Consider the following 17,612-nt stretch of genomic DNA (forward strand, 5'->3'; position numbering starts at 1 on the left):
ATCCCATGCCGAGCGACAGCGTCGTCCTCCTGCACGGTCTGGGGCGAAGAGCCGCCTCGCTCGCCCGGATGCGCTCGGCCCTGACGGCGGAGGGCTACCGGGTGTTCGCGCTCGACTATCCCTCGACCCGGCACGACCTGCCCACCCTGACGGCGTTGCTCCGCCCAAAGGTCGCGGAGATCGCCGGCGCGACGGCGGGCGCCGTGCATTTCGTCGGGCACTCGATGGGCGGTCTCCTCGCGCGGAGCCTGATCGCGGATGCGCGGCCGGACCGGCTCGGCCGCCTCGTCATGCTCGGACCGCCCAACCGCGGCAGCGAGATCGCGGACCGGCTGCGGCATGTCGGGCTCTATCGCCGCCTGCTCGGGCCAGCCGCGCTGTCGCTCGGGACCGCGACGGTGCCGGTCTGGCCCGATCCGGACTACCCGATCGGCGTCATCGCCGGCACGCGCAGCATCGATCCGGTCGGCTGGCTGATGCTGCCCCGGCCGAACGACGGGCGGGTGAGCGTCGCCCGCACCGGGATCCCGGGCCTGCACGGGCATCTGGTCCTGCCCGTCAGCCACGCCCTGATGATGAACCATCCGACCGTGATCGCGCAGACGGTGCGGTTCCTTGCGACGGGGACCTTCGCCGCGTAACCGTGAATTCAAAATACCGTTACGCGCGAGGATCGATGGCCGTCACCACAGCCGCCCCGGCCGCCGGGCCCGGACAGAACCAGTCGGCGCGCGCGGCGCTGGCGGCCTTCGTGGGCACCACGATCGAGTGGTACGACTTCTTCATCTACGGCACGGCGGCGGCCCTGGTGTTCGGGCCGCTCTTCTTCACGGCGGAATCGCCCTACATCGCCACGCTCTCGGCCTTCGGCACCTTCGCGGTGGGCTTCCTGGCCCGGCCGCTCGGCGGCCTGATCTTCGGGCATCTCGGCGACCGGTTCGGGCGCAAGCGCGCCCTGGTCGCGACGCTCGTGATGATGGGCATCGCCACCTCGTGCATCGGGCTTCTGCCGACCTACGCCTCGGTCGGCCTGTGGGCGCCGGTGATGCTGGTGGTCCTGCGGCTGATCCAGGGGCTCGCGGTCGGCGGCGAGTGGGGCGGGGCCGTGCTGATGGCCGCCGAGCACGCGCCGGCCGGGCGCAACACCTTCTTCGCCTCCTTCGCGCAGCTCGGCAGCCCGGCCGGGCAGATCCTGTCGCTGCTGGCCTTCCGCCTCGCGGGCCTGCTCGACAAGGAGAGCTTCCTGACCTGGGGCTGGCGGGTGCCGTTCCTGGTGAGCATCCTGCTGCTGTTCGTGGGGCTGGCGATCCGCCTCGGGGTCGCGGAATCGCCGGCCTTCGAGAAGGCCCGCGCCGCGGGCGGACCGCCGCCGGCTCCCGTGCGCGAGGTGCTGACGGCCTACCTCAAGCCGGTCCTGCTGGCGGCAGGCGCCAACACCTTCGCGATCGCCTCGGTCTACCTGTTCAACACCTTCATGATCGCGTTCACCACGCAGTATCTCGGCATCGCGCGGGCGACGATCCTCGACGCCCTGCTGATCGCCGCCGTGGTCCAGCTGGTGATGACCCCGGTGGGCGCCCGGATCGCGGAGGTGATCCGCAACGAGCGGCTGTTCCTCCAGGGGACGCTGGTCTGGGCGATGCTGGCCCCCTACCCGCTGTTCTGGCTGGTCGAGACCAAGTCGGTGCCGCTGATCGTGCTGGGCCTCGCCCTCAACGTCATCGGCAGCGCGACCTTCTACGCGGTGATCGCCGGCTACCTCGCGGGCGCCTTCCCGACGCGGGTGCGCTACACGGCGATCTCCATCGCCTACCAGTTCTGCGGCGCCCTCGCCGGCGGTCTCACCCCGATCGTCGGCACGGTGCTGGCCGAGCGCTTTCAGGGCCACTGGTGGCCGATCGCGGTGTTCGGGACGTGCCTCGCCGGCGTGTCGTTCCTGTGCGTCACGGCGATCAGCGGCTACCGGGCGCGGCAGCGGGGCTTCCTGGACGGGTGAGCGCGACCGGTCGAAGGCGCCGGATCCGGGTAACGCCGGATTCAGATCGGAGGTCTAGGGTCGGCGTCATGGATTCGATCGCCGCAGCCGCCGTCCAGATGCTGGGTTCGTCCCAGAACCAGCAGATCGGCATCGCCGTCGCCAAGCAGCAGCTCTCGGCCGACAAGGCGGTCGCCGGCCTCGTGGCGGACAGCGCCGCCCAGGCGGCGAGCGCCGGCCCGCCGGCCCCCTCCGGACAGGGGCTGAGCGTCGACCGGCGGGTCTGACGGAAACGCCGCCCCCGCTTTCCGGGCCTCGCGCGACCCTGGATCGCTTCGCTGCGCTCGCGAGGACAGCGGGCTCTACGGAGCTTCTCGAACGCCGGCCCCTACGCGAAGCCGTAAAGCCGCCGCGGGTTGTCGACGAACACCATCCGGCGCCTGTCCGCGTCCGGCACCCAGTCCGCCATCAGGTCGAGGAGCGCCGTCGTCCGCGGCGGCCCGTCCCAGGCGGCCACGTGCGGCCAGTCCGAGCCCCAGAGGCAACGTTCCGGCGCGGCGTCGTTGAGCGCCCGGGCGAAGGGGATCGTGTCCGCGTAGGGCGGCCCGGTCACGGAATCCCGGAACGCGCCCGAGAGCTTGACCCAGTTCCCGTCGCCGACGAGGCCGAGCAGCGCCCGGAAGCCCGGATGGTCCACCCCCGCCGAGGTCGGCATGTGGCCCATATGGTCGAAGACCAGCGGCACCGGCAGCCGCGACAGGCGGCCGGCGATCGGCGGCAGATCGCGGGCATCGAGCAGGAACTGGAGGTGCCAGCCCATCTCGCGGGCGAGCGCCCCGTAGGATTCGACCGCGTCGAGCCCGACCCCGCCGCCGAACAGGACATTGAGGCGCAGGCCGACGACGCCGGCCTCCTTGAGCGCGGCGAGCTCCGCGTCGGGCAGGCCGAGCGGGATCACCGCGACGCCGCGCAGGCGTTGCCGGTGGGCGCGCAGCGTCTCGACCATTAGCCGGTTGTCGGTGCCGTGCACGCTGACCTGGATCAGCACGCCGTTGGCCATGCCGGTCCCGTCGAGCATCGCGAGGTACTGATCGGCCGGCGCCGCCGGGGGCGTGTAGCTCCGGTCCGCCACCAGCGGGTAGGCCGGCGGCAGGCCGATGACGTGGGCGTGCGTGTCGACCGCGCCGTCCGGCACGGCGTAGCGGGTCGGGCCTTCCGGATGCGGGTCCGGGGCGGGGCAGTCTCGGATCTCGGGCATGATCAGGAATCCGCGTGGAGGACCTTGCCGCGCGTCTCGGGCAGCGCGAAGGCCGCCAGGAAGAAGATCCCGTAGGCCACGGCCGCGAAGATCGCGATGGCGGAGGCGAGGCCGGCGCGCTCCGCGAGGTAGCCGACCAGCGCGGGGAACAGCGCGCCGATGCCGCGGCCGAAATTGTAGCAGAACCCCTGCCCCGAGCCGCGCAGGCGGGTCGGGTACAGTTCGGTCAGGAAGGCGCCCATGCCGGAGAAGTAGCCGGAGGCGAAGAAGCCCAGCGGGAAGCCCAGCACCCACAGCACCCCGTTCGAGAGCGGGATCTGCGTGTAGGCGACGATCACCGCGATGGCGCCCAGCGAGAAGATCAGGAACAGCGGCCGCCGCCCGAGCCGGTCGGCGAGCCACGCGCCCACGAGGTAGCCGGTGAACGAGCCGATGATCAGGGCCGCGAGGTAGCCGGTTGACGACACGATCGACAGGTGGCGCTCGGTGGTGAGGAAGCGCGGCACCCAGGTGGTAATCGCGTAGTAGCCGCCCTGGCAGCCCGCCGCCGCCAGCGAGGCGAGCAGCGTCGTCTTGAGGATCGGGCCGGAGAAGATCTCCCAGATCTGCGGCCGGTCGCCCGTGGCGGCGGCCCGCGCGCGGGATTCGGCGGCGACCTCCGGCTCCTTCACGTAGCGGCGCAGGTAGAAGACCAGCAGCGCCGGCAGGGCGCCCACCGCGAACATCCAGCGCCACGCGGTCTCGGGCGGCAGGACCGAGAACAGCACCGCCTGCGACAGGACCGCGAGGCCCCAGCCGATCGCCCAGCCGGACTGGACGGAGCCCACCGCCCGGCCGCGATACTCGGCCCGGATCGTCTCGCCGATCAGCACCGCGCCGGCCGCCCACTCGCCGCCGAAGCCGAGGCCGAGCAGCGCCCGCGCGATGAGGAGCTGCTCGAAGTTCTGCACGAAGGCGCAGAGCAGGGAGAACAGCGAGAACCAGAGGATCGTGATCTGCAGGGTCAGCACCCGGCCGATCCGGTCGGCGACGAAGCCCGCGAGCCAGCCGCCGAGCGCCGAGGCCAGCAGCGTCACCGTGGCGGCGAGCCCGGCCGTGCCGGCATCAACGTGCCACAGAGCCATGATCGTCCCGATCACCAGCGGGTAGATCATGAAGTCCATGCCGTCGAGGCACCAGCCGGCGGCGCAGGCCCAGAAGGTGTGCCGCTCCGGCGGCGTCATCGATCGGTAGAAGGCGGAGAGGCTGGCGTCGCGGATCTCGACCGCGTCCACGCCCGTGGGCCCCTGCCCGGTTGCTGAACTCATCACCGCCTCCCGCCGCCCGATACCAGTATCAGCGTCCCAGGCAGAGCTGTCCAACGATGCGGCGGGTCACGCAAGGAACAGGAAAGGAAAAGGCCGCCCGGAGGCGGCCTGTCCCGTTCTTTTTGGCGGTCGATCGACGCTCAGTAGCAGCGCTCGACCAGCACCCGGCGGTAGCCGTAGGGCGTCCAGCGCACCCGCGGGACCGTGTAGCAGCCGCCGCCGTAGCCGTAATCGTAGGCCGCCGGGGCGTAGTAGCCACCGTAGCCGTAGCCTGGGTAGCCGTATCCGTAGCCGCCGTAGAGGCTGCCGGCCGCGAGGCCGAGCCCGACGCCGAGGCCCAGGCCGCCGAGTCCGTAGCCGTAGCCGCCGCGATAGCCGTAGCCGCCGCGCCAGCCGTAACCCCGCCCGTAGAAGCCGCGGCCGTAGCCGAAGCCGCCCGGACGGAAACCGACACCGCGGAAGCCGCCGCCGAAGCCGCCGTTGCGGAATCCCCCGAACCCGCCGCCCCGGAAGCCGCCGCCGAAACCGCCACCGTGGAAGCCGCCGCCGAAACCGCCGCCGTGGAAGCCGCCGCCGCCGAAACCGCGCGCGTCCGCGCTGGCCGGCGCCAAGGCCAGAGCACCCGCCGCCAGCAGGGCCGAGCCGAGCACTGCACCCTTCATCACGTCATCTCCGTGGAAACACGCCCTCTGCGGCTAAGAACGCCCGAATCGGGAAAACGGTCCAGCCCCGCCCGCGGCGCGGCCGCGAGACGCATCCGGACCCATTCGGACCCATTCGGACCCATCCAGCTTCATCCCGGCGCCCTCGGGCACGAAATTCGCCGCTTTCCGGAGCGAAGGGCGCGCCGATCGAGCTTCGCCGTCCCCAAATCGCGTCTTCCGATCGGCATGGAACGAATGATGATGCTGCGCCCGGCTCACGCCTTGTTGATCGTGCTGCTCGCCCTCGTGGCCCCGGCCCGGGCGGCCTCTCCGGCCGCCGCCGAGCCCTGCCGGGCGGTCGAGGCCCAGGGTGAGACCTTCACGGTCTGCACCATCGACCTCCGGAAGCAGCGGCTGCGGCTGTTCTGGCTCCAGGACGACGGCAAGCCCTACGGCGCCCTCGGCACCCTCGCCGAGAAGCAGGGCGGCCGCCTCGCCTTCGCGATGAACGCCGGGATGTACGACAAGGACCAGGCGCCGGTCGGCCTCTACGTCGAGGACGGGCACGAGCTGAAGCGCGTCTCCACGACCGACGGGCCGGGCAACTTCCACCTGAAGCCCAACGGCATCTTCTGGGTGAAGGGTGAGCGCGCCGGGGTGGTCGACACGGCCCGCTATCTGCGGGCGAAGATCCGGCCGGATTTCGCCACGCAGTCCGGGCCGATGCTGGTGATCGACGGCCAGATCCACCCGAAGATCGCCGCCGACGGGCCGAGCCAGAAGATCCGCAACGGCGTCGGCGTGCCCGGCGACGGGCATGTGGCGATCTTCGCGATCTCCGAGCGCCCGGTGACCTTCGGGGCCTTCGCGCGGCTGTTCCGCGACGATCTCGGCTGCCGCAACGCCCTGTTCCTCGACGGCTCGGTATCCAGCCTCTACGCGCCGAATCTCGGCCGCTCGGACATCAGCCGGCCGCTCGGGCCTCTGGTCGGGGCTCTGCCGCGCTGAGGGGCGGTTCCGGGCTTGCGTGACTGCGGCGGGTTGGCCCTCGATCCCGATCCCGCGATCAGGCTGGCTCAGACGACGCCCGCACCGCCATCGCGGGCTCGCCCGCGGCCCTCGGAACGACGGTGCGGTCGGCCGGCGACGGAGCACCCGCCGCGGCTCGTCCGCCGCCGGCCGTTCCAGGCGCGGCGGCCGCCCTCAGCGCTGGCCGAAGGCCGTGTCCTTGAACAGGTCCTTGTACTCCCGCGGCTGCGAGCGCCAGTACTGCCTGGGCGCGCGCACCCGGGCGCCGAGCTCGGCCGCCGCGTGCCAGGGCCAGCGCGGATCGTACAGCATGGCGCGGGCAAGCGAGATCGCGTCCGCCTTGCCCTCCTGCAGGATCGTCTCCGCTTGGTGCGCCTCGGTGATCAGCCCCACCGCGATCGTGGTGAGGCCGGTCTCGGCCTTGATCCGCTCGGCGTAGGGCACTTGGTAGCCCGGCCCGAGCTTGATCGCCTGCTTCGGCGAGACGCCGCCCGTGGAGACGTGGAGCGCCGGCGACCCGGCCCGCTTGAGCGCCTGGGCCAGCTCGATGGTCTCGTCCAGGTCCCAGCCGTCCTCGACCCAGTCGGTGGCCGAGACCCGCAGCCAGACCGGGCTGCCGGCGGGCACGACATCGCGCACCGCGTCGTAGACCTCGAGGGGGAAGCGCATGCGGTTCGCGAGGCTGCCGCCGTACGCGTCCGTCCGCTTGTTGGCGATCGGCGACAGGAACTGGTGCAGCAGATAGCCGTGGGCGCCGTGCAGCTCCACCGCCTCGATGCCGAGGCGCACGGCCCGCTTGGCGGTGGCCACGAACGCGTCGCGGACGCGCTTCAGGTCGGCGGCGTCGAGGGCGTGGGGCGGGACCTCGCCCTCGCCGTGGGCGACCGCCGAGGGCGCCTCGGTGCGCCAGCCGTAGGCGTGCTCCGGCGGAATCTGCTGGCCGCCGGCCCAGGGCGCCTCGCTGGACGCCTTGCGCCCGGCATGGGCGATCTGGATGCAGACCGGGATCGGCGCGTACTCGCGCACGGCGTCGAGCACGCGGCCGAGCGCCCGCTCGCAGCCGTCGTTGTAGAGGCCGAGATCCCAGGCGGTGATCCGCGCCTCCGGAGAGACCGCGGTGGCCTCCAGGGTCAGCAGGCCCGCCCCCGACATGGCGAGCTGACCGAGGTGCATCATGTGCCAGTCGGTCGCCTCGCCGTCCCGCGCCGAGTACTGGCACATCGGCGCGACGAGGATACGGTTCTCGAGCGTGAGCGCGTCGAGCGTCAGCGGTTCGAACAGGCGAGCGGTCATCGGCAACTCCTGGTGGAAGGGCCACTCTGGCCCAGGACGGGCGCGGCGGCCAGTGCGGTGCGGCAGAGCACCTCTGCGGGCAGGCGATGCGGGAACTTGCGGATGTGACCGCCCGTTTCCTGGCCTGTCGCCGCATCGCGGCAATCGACGCGAACCGCCTGAGGGGGCGAGATCGCCCGAGGTCCAGATGATGCTCACCAAACTCGCCGTCCCGCTCGTCCTGGCCGCCGGCTGCGCCGCCCTCGCGGGCGCGGCGCAGGCCCAGCCGGCCGCCTTCGGCGGACCCAAGATGCTGATCCACGGCAATTACTGCGGGCCGGGCAACAACGCGCCCCTCCCGCCGATCGACGCCCTCGACGCGGCCTGCGCGCGTCACGACGCCTGCACGCCGGAGGGGGGATTGCCCTCGCAGGCCTGCAACCTGCGCCTCAAGCAGGAGGCGACGCTGATCTCGCGCGATCCAAGTCAGCCGGACGACGTCCGGTCCCTCGCCGGCCTCGTGGCCGCCACCGCGACTCTGATCCCGTCCGAGCCGAACGCGCGGCGCGTGCCGGCCTCGGTCACCACCGGTCCCGCCTCGGGTGCCTACGTGCCCGCCGTGACGCGGCCGGCGCCGACGGTCGATGTCGACCCCGACGACGACGGCGCCGACGCGGACTGAGGCGAGCCGCAGCCCTCGACGCTCCGTCGGCGCGGCCCGGCGGCCTACCGGGCTGCGCCGATCCCCCGGTCCTTCAGACTGTCTCCGATCTCGTCGAGGGCGGCCGCGTCGTCGATCGTCGCCGGCATCGTCCAGGGCTCGTGGTCCGCGATGCGCTTCATGGTCGCCCGCAGGATCTTGCCCGACCGGGTCTTGGGCAGCCGCGGCACGGTGAGCGCCAGCTTGAACGCCGCTACCGGGCCGATCTCGTCCCGCACCTTCGCGACGAGTTCCCGCTCGATCGTCTCGGTCGGCCGGGCGACGCCGGCCTTGAGCACCACGAACCCGCAAGGGACCTCGCCCTTCAGCGCGTCGCGGATGCCGATGACCGCGCACTCCGCCACGTCCGGGTGGCTCGCCAGCACCGCCTCCATGCCGCCGGTGGACAGGCGGTGGCCCGCGACGTTGATGATGTCGTCGGTCCGTCCCAGGACCGTGATGTAGCCGTCCCCGTCGATCACCCCGGCATCCGACGTGTCGTAGTAGCCCGGGAAGGTGGCGAGGTAGCTCGACCGCATCCGGTCGTCCGAGCCCCACAGGGTCGGGAGGCAGCCGGGCGGGAGCGGCAGGCGGATCGCGATGGTGCCCATGGTCCCCGCCGGAACCGGCCTGCCGCCCTCGTCCAGGACTTCGACCCGGTAGCCCGGCATCGGCACGCAGGTGCTGCCGTGCTTCACCGGCAGGAGGCCGAGGCCCATCGGGTTGCCGGCGATCGGCCAGCCGGTCTCGGTCTGCCACCAATGGTCGACGACCGGCCGGTCCAGCACGCGCTCGGCCCAGGCGACCGAGTCGGGATCGGCGCGCTCGCCCGCCAGGAACAGGCTGCGGAAGGCCGAGAGGTCGTACGCGGCGATCCGGGCGCCCTTCGAGTCCTCCTTCTTGATCGCCCGCAGCGCCGTCGGCGCGGTGAACAGGCAGACCACCCCGTACTCGGCGACCACCCGCCAGAAGGCGCCGGCATCGGGCGTGCCGACGGGTTTTCCCTCGTACAGCACCGTGGTGCAGCCGTGCAGGAGCGGCGCGTAGACGATGTAGGAGTGGCCCACCACCCAGCCGATGTCGGAGGCGCAGAAGTAGGTCTCACCGGGCTGGACGCCGTAGAGGTTCGGCATCGACCAAGCCAGGGCGACGAGGTAGCCGCCGGTGTCGCGGACGACGCCCTTCGGCTTCCCGGTCGTGCCGGAGGTGTAGAGGATGTAGAGCGGGTCGGTGGCGGCGACCGGCACGCAGTCCGCACGCCGCCCCGCCGCCCGGGCCGCCGCGACGGTCTCGGCCCAGTCGCGATCCCGTCCCGCGACGAGGGTCGCGGGCCCCTGCGGGCGCTGGAGGATCAGGCAGGCCTCCGGCTTGTGCCGCGAGGCCGCGATCGCCGCGTCGAGGAGCGGCTTGTAGGCGACCACGCGGTTCGGCTCGATCCCGCAGGAGGCGGCGAGCACCACCTTCGGCGCCGCGTCCTCGATCCGCACCGCCAGCTCGTTGGCGGCGAAGCCGCCGAACACCACCGAGTGGACCGCGCCGAGCCGCGCGCAGGCCAGCATGCCGAACAGGGCCTCGGGCACCATCGGCATGTACAGGATCACCCGGTCGCCCTTGCCGACGCCGAGATCGGCGAGCACGGCGGCCAGCACCGCCACCTCGTCGCGCAGGACCCGGTAGGTGATGCTGCGCTTGGTCCCGGTGACGGGCGAGTCGTAGCGGATCGCCACCTGATCCGCCCGGGCGCCGTCGGCGTGACGGTCCACCGCGTTGTGGCAGGCGTTCAGGGTGCCGTCCGGGAACCATCGGCCGTAGGGGCCGGAATCCGGCGCGAAGGCCCGCTCCGGCGACCGCGCCCAGTCGAGGGCCCGCGCGGCGCCGAGCCAGAACGCCTCGGGGTCGCGGCGGGCCGATTCGTAGATCTCCGGGTAGCGGCCCGGCAGGCTGGCTCTCGTCATCGGTTCGGCGTTTCCTCACGGGCCGCTCTCCGGCGGCGGCCCGCAGAGTAGCCCATTCTCGGGCGCGCGGGAGTGGTCCCGGGCGAGAAGGCCGCGTCCGGCTGCGGCGCGAGACCCGCCATGAGAAAACCGCCGCACCGGGGCGCCCGGTGCGGCGGTCGTCAGCTCGGATTCGCTATCGGATCGGACGTGTCAGGCGTCAGTGCAACGTGTCGTTGCCCGCCTGGAGCTTGTTGATCTCGTCCTTGAGGAGGAGTTTCCGTCGCTTCAGCTCGGCAATGTGGAGGTCGTTCGCCGAAGGTCTGTGGATCGCTTCCTGAATCTCGCGCTCGAGGGCTTCGTGCTTCCGGGCGAGTTGGTTCAGATGCGTCTGCAGCGACATGAGTCGAATCTCCTGTCATCGTTTCGACACACCGAGATTGGCACAGGATGTCGGACCTGTCGAAGCGTTTTCTGCTGCTAAGTCTGATGATTGCTTACCGCGCCGCCTTGTCCGGCGCCGGAGCGTGACGCATGCTCTCGGGCGACGAACGGTCTTCGGGTTCTCAGGTGACGATGGCGGACGAGGCGGGTGAGGGTGCGCAGTCGGATCTCCTGGGCGAGCTGGCGCGGCTGCGCGAGGAGCACCGGGATCTGGACAGCGCCATCGAGGCGCTGGAGCGCAGCGTCGCCGGGGACCAGCTCCAGATCCAGCGCCTGAAGAAGCGCAAGCTCACGCTGCGCGACCGCATCTTCCACATCGAGGACGCGCTCACGCCGGACATCATCGCCTGATGCCGGTGGACGCCCTCGGGCCCCGCCTTGCCGCCGGCCCGCACCGCCTGTAAGCGCCCTCTTTTGCCGGGATCAACGATGGCGTCGCCTCCTCCGGTCGCGATCATCATGGGCAGCCAGTCCGACTGGGCGACCATGCGTCATGCCGCCGAGACGCTCGACGCGCTCGGCGTGCCGTACGACGCGCGCATCGTGTCGGCCCACCGCACGCCGGACCGGCTCGTGGCCTTCGCAAAGGGCGCGGTCGCGGCCGGTTTCAAGGTCGTGATCGCGGGCGCGGGCGGCGCCGCGCACCTGCCCGGCATGGCGGCCGCGATGACCCGCCTGCCGGTCTTCGGCGTGCCGGTCGAATCGAAGGCCCTGTCCGGCCAGGACAGCCTGCTCTCCATCGTCCAGATGCCGGCCGGCATCCCGGTGGGGACCCTGGCGATCGGCCGGGCCGGGGCCGTCAACGCGGCCCTGCTCGCCGCGGCGGTCCTGGCGCTGACCGACCCGGGCTTGGCGGAGCGCCTGGAGGCGTGGCGCGCGGCCCAGAGCGCCTCGGTGGCCGAACGGCCGGTGACGGAAGAGAACGCGTGACGGACAAGATCCTCGGCCCCGGCTTCACCCTCGGCATCGTCGGCGGGGGCCAGCTCGGGCGCATGATCGCGCTCGCGGCGGCCGATTACGGCCTCAAGGCGCATGTCTACGCGCCCGACGCGGACAGCCCCGCCTTCGACGTGGCCGCCCGGACCACCTGCGCGGCCTACGACGACGCCGCGGCGCTGGCGGATTTCGCCCGCAGCGTCGACGTCGTGACCTACGAGTTCGAGAACATCCCGCACGCCACCGCCGACGTGCTGGCCCGGCACGCCGCCCTGCACCCGAACGCGCGGGCGCTCTCGACCACGCAGGACCGCCTCTCCGAGAAGGAGTTCATCAACGGCCTGGGCATCCCGACGGCGCCGTTCCGGGCGGTGGACACCCCCGACGACCTCGACCGGGCGATCGAGGTGATCGGCCTGCCGGCCGTGCTCAAGACCCGCCGCTTCGGCTACGACGGCAAGGGGCAGCGCATGCTCCGCGAGCGGGCCGAGGGCGACCGCAACGCCCTGTTCGCCGAGTTCGGCGGCGCGCCGCTGATCCTGGAGGGCTTCGTGCCGTTCGAGCGCGAGGTCTCGGTGGTCGGCGCGCGCGGGCGCGACGGCAGCTTCGCGGCCTACGACCTCTGCGAGAACGAACACCGCGACCACATCCTGGCGCTGACCCGGGTGCCGGCGCCCGGCGTGTCCGCCGAGACGGGCCGCGCCGCCGTCGAGATCGCCCGGCGGATCGCCGACGCCCTCGACTACGTCGGCGTGCTGGCCGTCGAGATGTTCCTCGTCCGCGAGGACGGGGCTGAGCGGCTCGTGGTCAACGAGATCGCGCCCCGGGTCCACAATTCCGGCCACTGGACCAGCGAGGGGGCGCTGACCTCGCAGTTCGCCCAGCACGTCCGGGCCGTCTGCGGCTGGCCGCTGGGCGATCCGGGCCGGGTCGGCGGCCTCCCCGTCGAGATGCGCAACCTGATCGGCGCCCAGGCCGACGACTGGCACGCCCTGCTGGCCGAGCCCGGCGCCCACCTGCACCTCTACGGCAAGGGCGAAGCGCGCCCCGGCCGCAAGATGGGTCACGTCACCCGCCTCGGGGCCGGCCCGACCGGTTCCTGAGGCTTCGAAGGCACACAAGCGCCGCCGCATGACCGCCGGAGGGCCGTCCGCGGCCCCGCGCGACGGTCGAGCCATACCTTCGCCACATCCCGCCGCTTCCACGGAACCGTGGTCGGTTCCGAATGCTGTCGATCGCGTCCGCCCGCACTGCCTCGGTCCCGCCGGGACCGGGCGGGGGCCGGGGCACGACGCGGCGCTTCTTAAGCCGGCCTTCACCGTGATGCGCGACGGTGCCCCGACTTCGGGTGTGCCCGGCGCAGGGCGCGGGTTCTTGGACTGTGAGGGGCGGGGCGGGCACGCGCGGAGCGGGCGACGCCTCGGGGAGAGTGGGGCGATGAACGTACGCATCCGGCTGGGACGGAAGACGGCACTGATCGGCGCGGCCTTGGTCTCGGCCGCCGGCCTCGCGGGCTGCGAGACCGTCGGCAGCGCGGCCGGCCCGCGGCAATACGCGGTCTTGGAGAAGGACACGACCGGCGCCACGAACGTCAACATCGCGTCCCTGACCGAGGTGGTGCAGCGCAACCCGAACGACGCGGCGGCCTACAACACCCGCGGCGCCGCCTACGCCCGCGCCGGCCAGTTCAACGACGCCATCGCCGACTTCACCAAGGCGATCCAGCTCGATCCGAACTCCGCCTCCGCCTACAACAACCGCGCCCTCGCGAACCGCCAGATCGGCCGCGACGGCCCGGCACTGCAGGACTTCTCCAAGGCGATCGGGATCGATCCGAATTACGGGCCGGCCTATATCGGCCGCGCCAACGTCGAGCGCGCCCAGGGCAACCTCGACCAGGCTCTGAACGACCTCAACGTCGCGATCCGCCTGAGCCCCGAATCCGCGCAGGCCTACCACGCCCGCGGCCTCGTGAAGCAGAAGCAGGGCCAGGACACCCAGGCGATCGCCGATTTCGACGCCGCCATCGACCGCGACCCGTTCGTGGCCGCGCCCTACGCGGCCCGCGGCCAGAGCCTGATCGCGACCAACCAGTACGCGAAGGCGATCGAAGACTACAATGCCGCGCTGAACGTGAACGCCAAGGACGCCACGTCCTGGGCCTATCGGGGCCTCGCCTACGAGAAGCAGGGCCAGCGCAAGGAGGCGATGGAGAACTACCAGCGCGCCTCGACGATCGACCCCAACAACACCGTCGCGCGGGCCGGCCTCGGCCGCGTGCAGGGCGGGGTCGGCTCGCTGTTCAACTGATCCCGGTCATCCCGGCGCCCTCGTCCCGGGGCGCCGGAAGTCTCCTTCGTCGAGGCCGCGTCGCGGTCCTCAGGCCGCCAGCAGCCCGTTCTCGTCCTGCGTGATCCGGCGCAGGTGGTGGGCGGTGTCGCCGAGCTGGTACTCGATCATGGCGAGCCGCTTGAAGTGGTGGGCGCCGACATACTCGAGCGTCATGCCGATGCCGCCGTGGAGCTGGACCGCCTCCTGGCCGACGTAGCGGCAGGCCTTGTTGATCTGCACCTTTACGGCCGACAGGGCCGCGGCCCGCGCCCGCGCGTCCGGCGTGTCCACCATCATGGCGGCGTAGAGCGCCATCGAGCGCGCCTGTTCCAGCTGGATCAGCATGTCCACGGCCCGGTGCTGCAGGGCCTGGAACGAGCCGACGCTGACGCCGAACTGCTTGCGGGTCTTGAGGTACTCGACCGTGAGCTTGTGGAGCGCGTCCATGGAGCCGACCGCCTCGGCGGCGAGCGCCGCGATGCCGTGCTCCACCACCCGCTCCAGGAGCGGCAGGCCGTCCTCCGGATCGCCGAGCGCCGCGTCGGCGGGGACCTGCACTTCCGAGAAGGACACCTCCGCGGCCCGGCCGCCGTCCTGGGTCGGATAGGCCTCGACGGCGACGCCGGCGGCGTCCGTCGGGACCAGGAACAGGCCGAGTCCGCGGGGATCGCGCCGCTCGCCCGAGACGCGGGCGGAGACCACCATCAGGCCGGCCGCGTCGGCGTTGGGCACGACGCTCTTGGCCCCGCTCAGCACGAACCCGTCGCCGCTGCGCCGGGCCGCGGTGGCCACGTCGGCGATGTCGTAGCGGGACTGGCGCTCGGTGTGGGCGAGGGTCAGGCGCAGGTCGCCGGCGACGAGTCCTGGGACGAGGCGCGCCTTCTGCGCGGCGCTGCCGCCGAGCCGGAGGGCCGTCGAGCCCAGCACGAGGCTCGCGAGCAGGGGTTCGACCACGAGGTTGCGGCCGACCGCCTCCATGACCAGCATGGTCTCGACCGGGCCGCCGCCGAGGCCGCCCTCCTCCTCGGAGAAGGGCAGGCCGGCGACGCCGAGCTCGGCGAAGGCCGTCCAGCCCTCCTCGGGGAAGCCGAGGGGCGCCTTGAGCCGCGCCTGCCGGCTCTCCAGCGAGGGGTAGAGGTCGGCGGCGAGCCGCTCGACGCTGTCGCGCAGGAGCGACTGGTCCTCGTTCAGGTCGAAATCCATGGTGTTCCCTCGCGGATATCGTCGGGGGCGCCCGGCACTGGTCCGTCCCACCAGATCCCCTCATCCTGATGTGCCGGAGCTGCGCGGCAGCCTCGCAGGAGGCTTCCGGAAGTCGCCGCGATCCCTGGAACCCTCCTGCGAGGCTGCCGCGCAGCCCCGCAGGACGAGGGAGAGGTTGGAACGAGGCGATGGCTCACAAACCCAGAATGCCCTTGGCGATGACGTTGTGCTGGATCTCGTTCGAGCCGCCGTAGATCGAGACCTTGCGGTTGTTGAAGTAGCTCGGCGCGGCGGCGTCGACCCAGTCGAAGCCGCCGGGCAGGTTGTTGGCCCCTGCCCCGCGCGCGGGCGCCGCGAGGGCGAAGGGCCCGGCGAGCTCCACGAGCAGCTCGGTCGCCGCCTGCTGGAGCTGCGAGCCGCGGATCTTGAGGAGCGACGAGGCGGGGTCCGGCTCCACCGAATCCGCCCGGCCCTGCTTGGCCGCCACCCGCATCTGGGTGATCTCCAGGGCCTTCAGCTCGACCTCGACCTCCGCGACGCGACCGCGGAAGGCGGGATCGTCCCACATCGTCCCGGACCCGGCCGGCATCTCGCGGGCCAGCCGCTTGATCCGGGCGATCCGCTCCTTGGTGAGCCCGATCCGGGCGATGCCGGTGCGCTCGTTGGCGAGCAGGAATTTCGCGTAGTCCCAGCCCCTGTTCTCCTCGCCCACGAGGTTCTCGACGGGCACGCGCACGGCGTCGAAGAAGACCTCGTTGACCTCGTGCCGGCCCTCCAACGTCAGGATCGGCCGCACGGTGATCCCGGCCGTCTTCATGTCGATGAGGAGGAAGGAGATGCCGCGCTGCTTCTTGGCCTCGAAGTCGGTTCGCACCAGGCAGAAGATCCAGTCGGCGTGCTGGCCGAGCGTCGTCCAGGTCTTCTGGCCGTCCACGACGTAGTGGTCGCCGTCGCGCACCGCCTTGGTCTTGAGCGAGGCGAGGTCCGAGCCGGCGCCGGGCTCCGAGAAGCCCTGGCACCACCAATCGTCGAGATTGGCGGCGCGCGGCAGGAAGCGTTCCTTCTGATCCTGCCGGCCGAAGGTCGCCAGCACCGGGCCGAACATGTAGCAGTTGAACTGCTGCGGCAGCGGCACGGCCGCCTGGAACAGCTCCTCGGTGTAGATGTAGCGCTGGATCGGGGTCCAATCCCGGCCGCCCCATTCCTGCGGCCAGTGCGGCACCGCCCAGCCCTTGGCGTTGAGGATCCGCTGGCTCGTGACGTAATCGTCCTTGGTGAGGCTGCGCCCCTCCGAGACCTTCCTGCGGATCTCGGCGGGGATCTCCGTCCGGCAGAAGGTGCGGACCTCGTCGCGGAACGCGATCTCTTCGGACGTGAAGCGGAGATCCATCGTCAGCCTCCGATCTCGAACAGGCCGGCGCAGCCCTGGCCGCCGGCGACGCACATGGTCACCACGGCGTAGCGCGCGCCGCGGCGGCGGCCCTCCAGCAGCGCGTGGCCCACGAGCCGGGCCCCCGACATGCCGAACGGGTGGCCGACCGCGATGGCGCCGCCGTTGACGTTGACCCTCGAAGGGTCGATCCCGAGCCTGTCGCGGCAGAAGACCGACTGGGACGCGAAGGCCTCGTTCAGCTCCCACAGGTCGATGTCGGAGACGCGCAGGCCCTGCCGCTCCAGGAGCCGCGGCACCGCGAAGACCGGGCCGATGCCCATCTCGTCCGGGCCGCAGCCCGCCGAGGCGAAGCCCCGGAAGGTGCCGAGCGGCGTCAGGCCCCGCCGCGCCGCCTCGTCGGCCGACATCAGCACGCTGGCCGAGGCTCCGTCCGAGAGCTGGCTGGCATTGCCCGCCGTGATGAAGGCCACCTCCCCGCGCACGGGTTTGAGCTTCGCGAGCCCTTCGAGGGTGGTGTCCGGCCGGTTGCCCTCGTCCTTGGCGAGCCGGGTCTCGACCTCCCGGGTCTCGCCGGTGGCCTTGTCGGTCACCGCCATCACGGCGCTCATCGGGACGATCTCGTCGTCGAAGAGGCCGCGCGCCTGGGCCTCGGCTGTGCGGCGCTGGCTCTCCAGTGCGAATTGGTCCTGCGCCTCCCGGGAGATGCCGTAGCGTTCCGCCACGATGTCGGCGGTCTCGATCATCGGCATGTAGATCGCCGGCAGGTGGGCCTCCAGCCACGCGTTGCGGGTCAACTCCCGCTGGACCTTCGGCTGGACGAGGCTGATCGACTCGACGCCGCCGGCCACCGCCACCGGCACGCCGTCGAGGACGATCCGCCGGGCCGCGCTGGCGATCGCCTCCAGCCCCGAGGCGCAGAAGCGCGAGACGGTGACGCCGGCCGACTCGACCGGGATCCCCGCGACCAGGGCCGCGTGGCGGGCGACGTTGCCGCCCGTGGCGTTCTCCGGATAGCCGCAGCCGAGCACCACCTCCTCGACCGCCTCGGGTTCCAGGCGCGCCCGGTCCAGGGCGCCACGGATCGCGTGGGCGGCGAGGTCGGCGCCGCGGGTGAGGTTCAGGGCGCCGCGATGGGCCTTGCCGATGGGCGTGCGGGCGGTCGCGACGATCACCGCGTCGGTCATGA

18 protein-coding genes are annotated in these 17,612 nt (G+C 72.0%); 9 read left to right on the forward strand and 9 right to left on the reverse strand.

What is annotated here, in order from left to right:
• Positions 1 to 5: 5 nt before the first annotated feature.
• The 3 genes from ME121_RS09125 to ME121_RS09135 all read left to right on the forward strand — a co-directional run bounded on the left by ME121_RS09125 (position 6) and on the right by ME121_RS09135 (position 2,262).
• On the forward strand, positions 6 to 641 hold the full coding sequence (locus ME121_RS09125) for an alpha/beta fold hydrolase (protein WP_059408707.1): 636 nt from the start codon (positions 6 to 8) through the stop codon (positions 639 to 641).
• Between the two features lie 35 nt (positions 642 to 676).
• Complete coding sequence (locus ME121_RS09130; protein ID WP_029359924.1) at positions 677 to 1,996, forward strand: MFS transporter; 1,320 nt, start codon at positions 677 to 679, stop codon at positions 1,994 to 1,996.
• A gap of 68 nt (positions 1,997 to 2,064) precedes the next feature.
• A complete protein-coding gene (locus tag ME121_RS09135; RefSeq protein WP_012318076.1) occupies positions 2,065 to 2,262 on the forward strand; it encodes a hypothetical protein in 198 nt (65 codons plus the stop codon).
• Positions 2,263 to 2,363: 101 nt separating this feature from the next.
• Here ME121_RS09135 and ME121_RS09140 read toward each other — a convergent pair whose 3' ends face one another.
• From ME121_RS09140 to ME121_RS09150, 3 genes are all read right to left on the reverse strand, one after another.
• A complete protein-coding gene (locus ME121_RS09140; protein WP_059408708.1) occupies positions 2,364 to 3,233 on the reverse strand; it encodes an amidohydrolase family protein in 870 nt (289 codons plus the stop codon).
• 2 nt (positions 3,234 to 3,235) lie between these two features.
• Positions 3,236 to 4,540, reverse strand: a complete 1,305-nt coding sequence (locus ME121_RS09145) for an MFS transporter (protein WP_012318074.1) — start codon at positions 4,538 to 4,540, stop codon at positions 3,236 to 3,238.
• 140 nt (positions 4,541 to 4,680) lie between these two features.
• Entirely contained in the window at positions 4,681 to 5,202 is a 522-nt protein-coding gene (locus ME121_RS09150) for a hypothetical protein (RefSeq protein WP_012318073.1), read from the reverse strand.
• A 237-nt stretch (positions 5,203 to 5,439) separates the two neighbouring features.
• Between ME121_RS09150 and ME121_RS09155 the strand changes: the two genes are divergently transcribed.
• Positions 5,440 to 6,192, forward strand: coding sequence for a phosphodiester glycosidase family protein (locus tag ME121_RS09155; RefSeq protein WP_408902630.1), 753 nt, complete (start codon positions 5,440 to 5,442; stop codon positions 6,190 to 6,192).
• A 195-nt stretch (positions 6,193 to 6,387) separates the two neighbouring features.
• Here ME121_RS09155 and ME121_RS09160 read toward each other — a convergent pair whose 3' ends face one another.
• The gene (locus ME121_RS09160) at positions 6,388 to 7,506 is read right to left on the reverse strand and encodes an NADH:flavin oxidoreductase/NADH oxidase (protein ID WP_029359928.1); all 1,119 of its coding nucleotides are present in this window, start codon (positions 7,504 to 7,506) and stop codon (positions 6,388 to 6,390) included.
• Between the two features lie 187 nt (positions 7,507 to 7,693).
• Between ME121_RS09160 and ME121_RS09165 the strand changes: the two genes are divergently transcribed.
• Positions 7,694 to 8,167, forward strand: coding sequence for a phospholipase A2 family protein (locus tag ME121_RS09165; RefSeq protein WP_012318070.1), 474 nt, complete (start codon positions 7,694 to 7,696; stop codon positions 8,165 to 8,167).
• Positions 8,168 to 8,211: 44 nt separating this feature from the next.
• On the opposite strand, the gene ME121_RS09170 is transcribed toward ME121_RS09165, so the two are convergent.
• Entirely contained in the window at positions 8,212 to 10,140 is a 1,929-nt protein-coding gene (locus tag ME121_RS09170; protein ID WP_053620891.1) for a propionyl-CoA synthetase, read from the reverse strand.
• Between the two features lie 199 nt (positions 10,141 to 10,339).
• Positions 10,340 to 10,522 (reverse strand): YdcH family protein, encoded by a 183-nt coding sequence (locus tag ME121_RS09175; RefSeq protein ID WP_012318068.1) that lies wholly within the window; start codon positions 10,520 to 10,522, stop codon positions 10,340 to 10,342.
• A 131-nt stretch (positions 10,523 to 10,653) separates the two neighbouring features.
• On the opposite strand from ME121_RS09175, the gene ME121_RS09180 reads away from it, so the two are divergent.
• The 4 genes from ME121_RS09180 (at position 10,654) to ME121_RS09195 (ending at position 13,809) form a co-directional block, all read left to right on the forward strand.
• Positions 10,654 to 10,914, forward strand: a complete 261-nt coding sequence (locus tag ME121_RS09180) for a YdcH family protein (RefSeq protein ID WP_012318067.1) — start codon at positions 10,654 to 10,656, stop codon at positions 10,912 to 10,914.
• A 78-nt stretch (positions 10,915 to 10,992) separates the two neighbouring features.
• A complete protein-coding gene (purE, locus tag ME121_RS09185; RefSeq protein ID WP_059408709.1) occupies positions 10,993 to 11,493 on the forward strand; it encodes a 5-(carboxyamino)imidazole ribonucleotide mutase in 501 nt (166 codons plus the stop codon).
• A complete protein-coding gene (locus ME121_RS09190) occupies positions 11,490 to 12,602 on the forward strand; it encodes a 5-(carboxyamino)imidazole ribonucleotide synthase (RefSeq protein WP_012318065.1) in 1,113 nt (370 codons plus the stop codon). The genes purE and ME121_RS09190 overlap by 4 nt, the downstream gene beginning before the upstream one ends.
• Before the next feature lie 334 nt (positions 12,603 to 12,936).
• Complete coding sequence (locus ME121_RS09195; RefSeq protein ID WP_012318064.1) at positions 12,937 to 13,809, forward strand: tetratricopeptide repeat protein; 873 nt, start codon at positions 12,937 to 12,939, stop codon at positions 13,807 to 13,809.
• Positions 13,810 to 13,878: 69 nt separating this feature from the next.
• Here ME121_RS09195 and ME121_RS09200 read toward each other — a convergent pair whose 3' ends face one another.
• The 3 genes from ME121_RS09200 to ME121_RS09210 all read right to left on the reverse strand — a co-directional run bounded on the left by ME121_RS09200 (position 13,879) and on the right by ME121_RS09210 (position 17,610).
• Positions 13,879 to 15,033, reverse strand: a complete 1,155-nt coding sequence (locus ME121_RS09200) for an acyl-CoA dehydrogenase family protein (RefSeq protein WP_059408710.1) — start codon at positions 15,031 to 15,033, stop codon at positions 13,879 to 13,881.
• Between the two features lie 193 nt (positions 15,034 to 15,226).
• Positions 15,227 to 16,423, reverse strand: coding sequence for an acyl-CoA dehydrogenase family protein (locus ME121_RS09205; protein ID WP_059408711.1), 1,197 nt, complete (start codon positions 16,421 to 16,423; stop codon positions 15,227 to 15,229).
• A 2-nt stretch (positions 16,424 to 16,425) separates the two neighbouring features.
• Positions 16,426 to 17,610: an acetyl-CoA C-acyltransferase gene (locus ME121_RS09210; RefSeq protein WP_059408712.1), complete on the reverse strand. Its 1,185-nt coding sequence runs from the start codon at positions 17,608 to 17,610 to the stop codon at positions 16,426 to 16,428.
• Between the last annotated feature and the right edge of the window lie 2 nt (positions 17,611 to 17,612).

Source organism: Methylobacterium sp. ME121 (genome assembly GCF_000974725.1).
In the GTDB taxonomy this organism is placed as follows: Bacteria; Pseudomonadota; Alphaproteobacteria; order Rhizobiales; family Beijerinckiaceae; genus Methylobacterium; species Methylobacterium radiotolerans.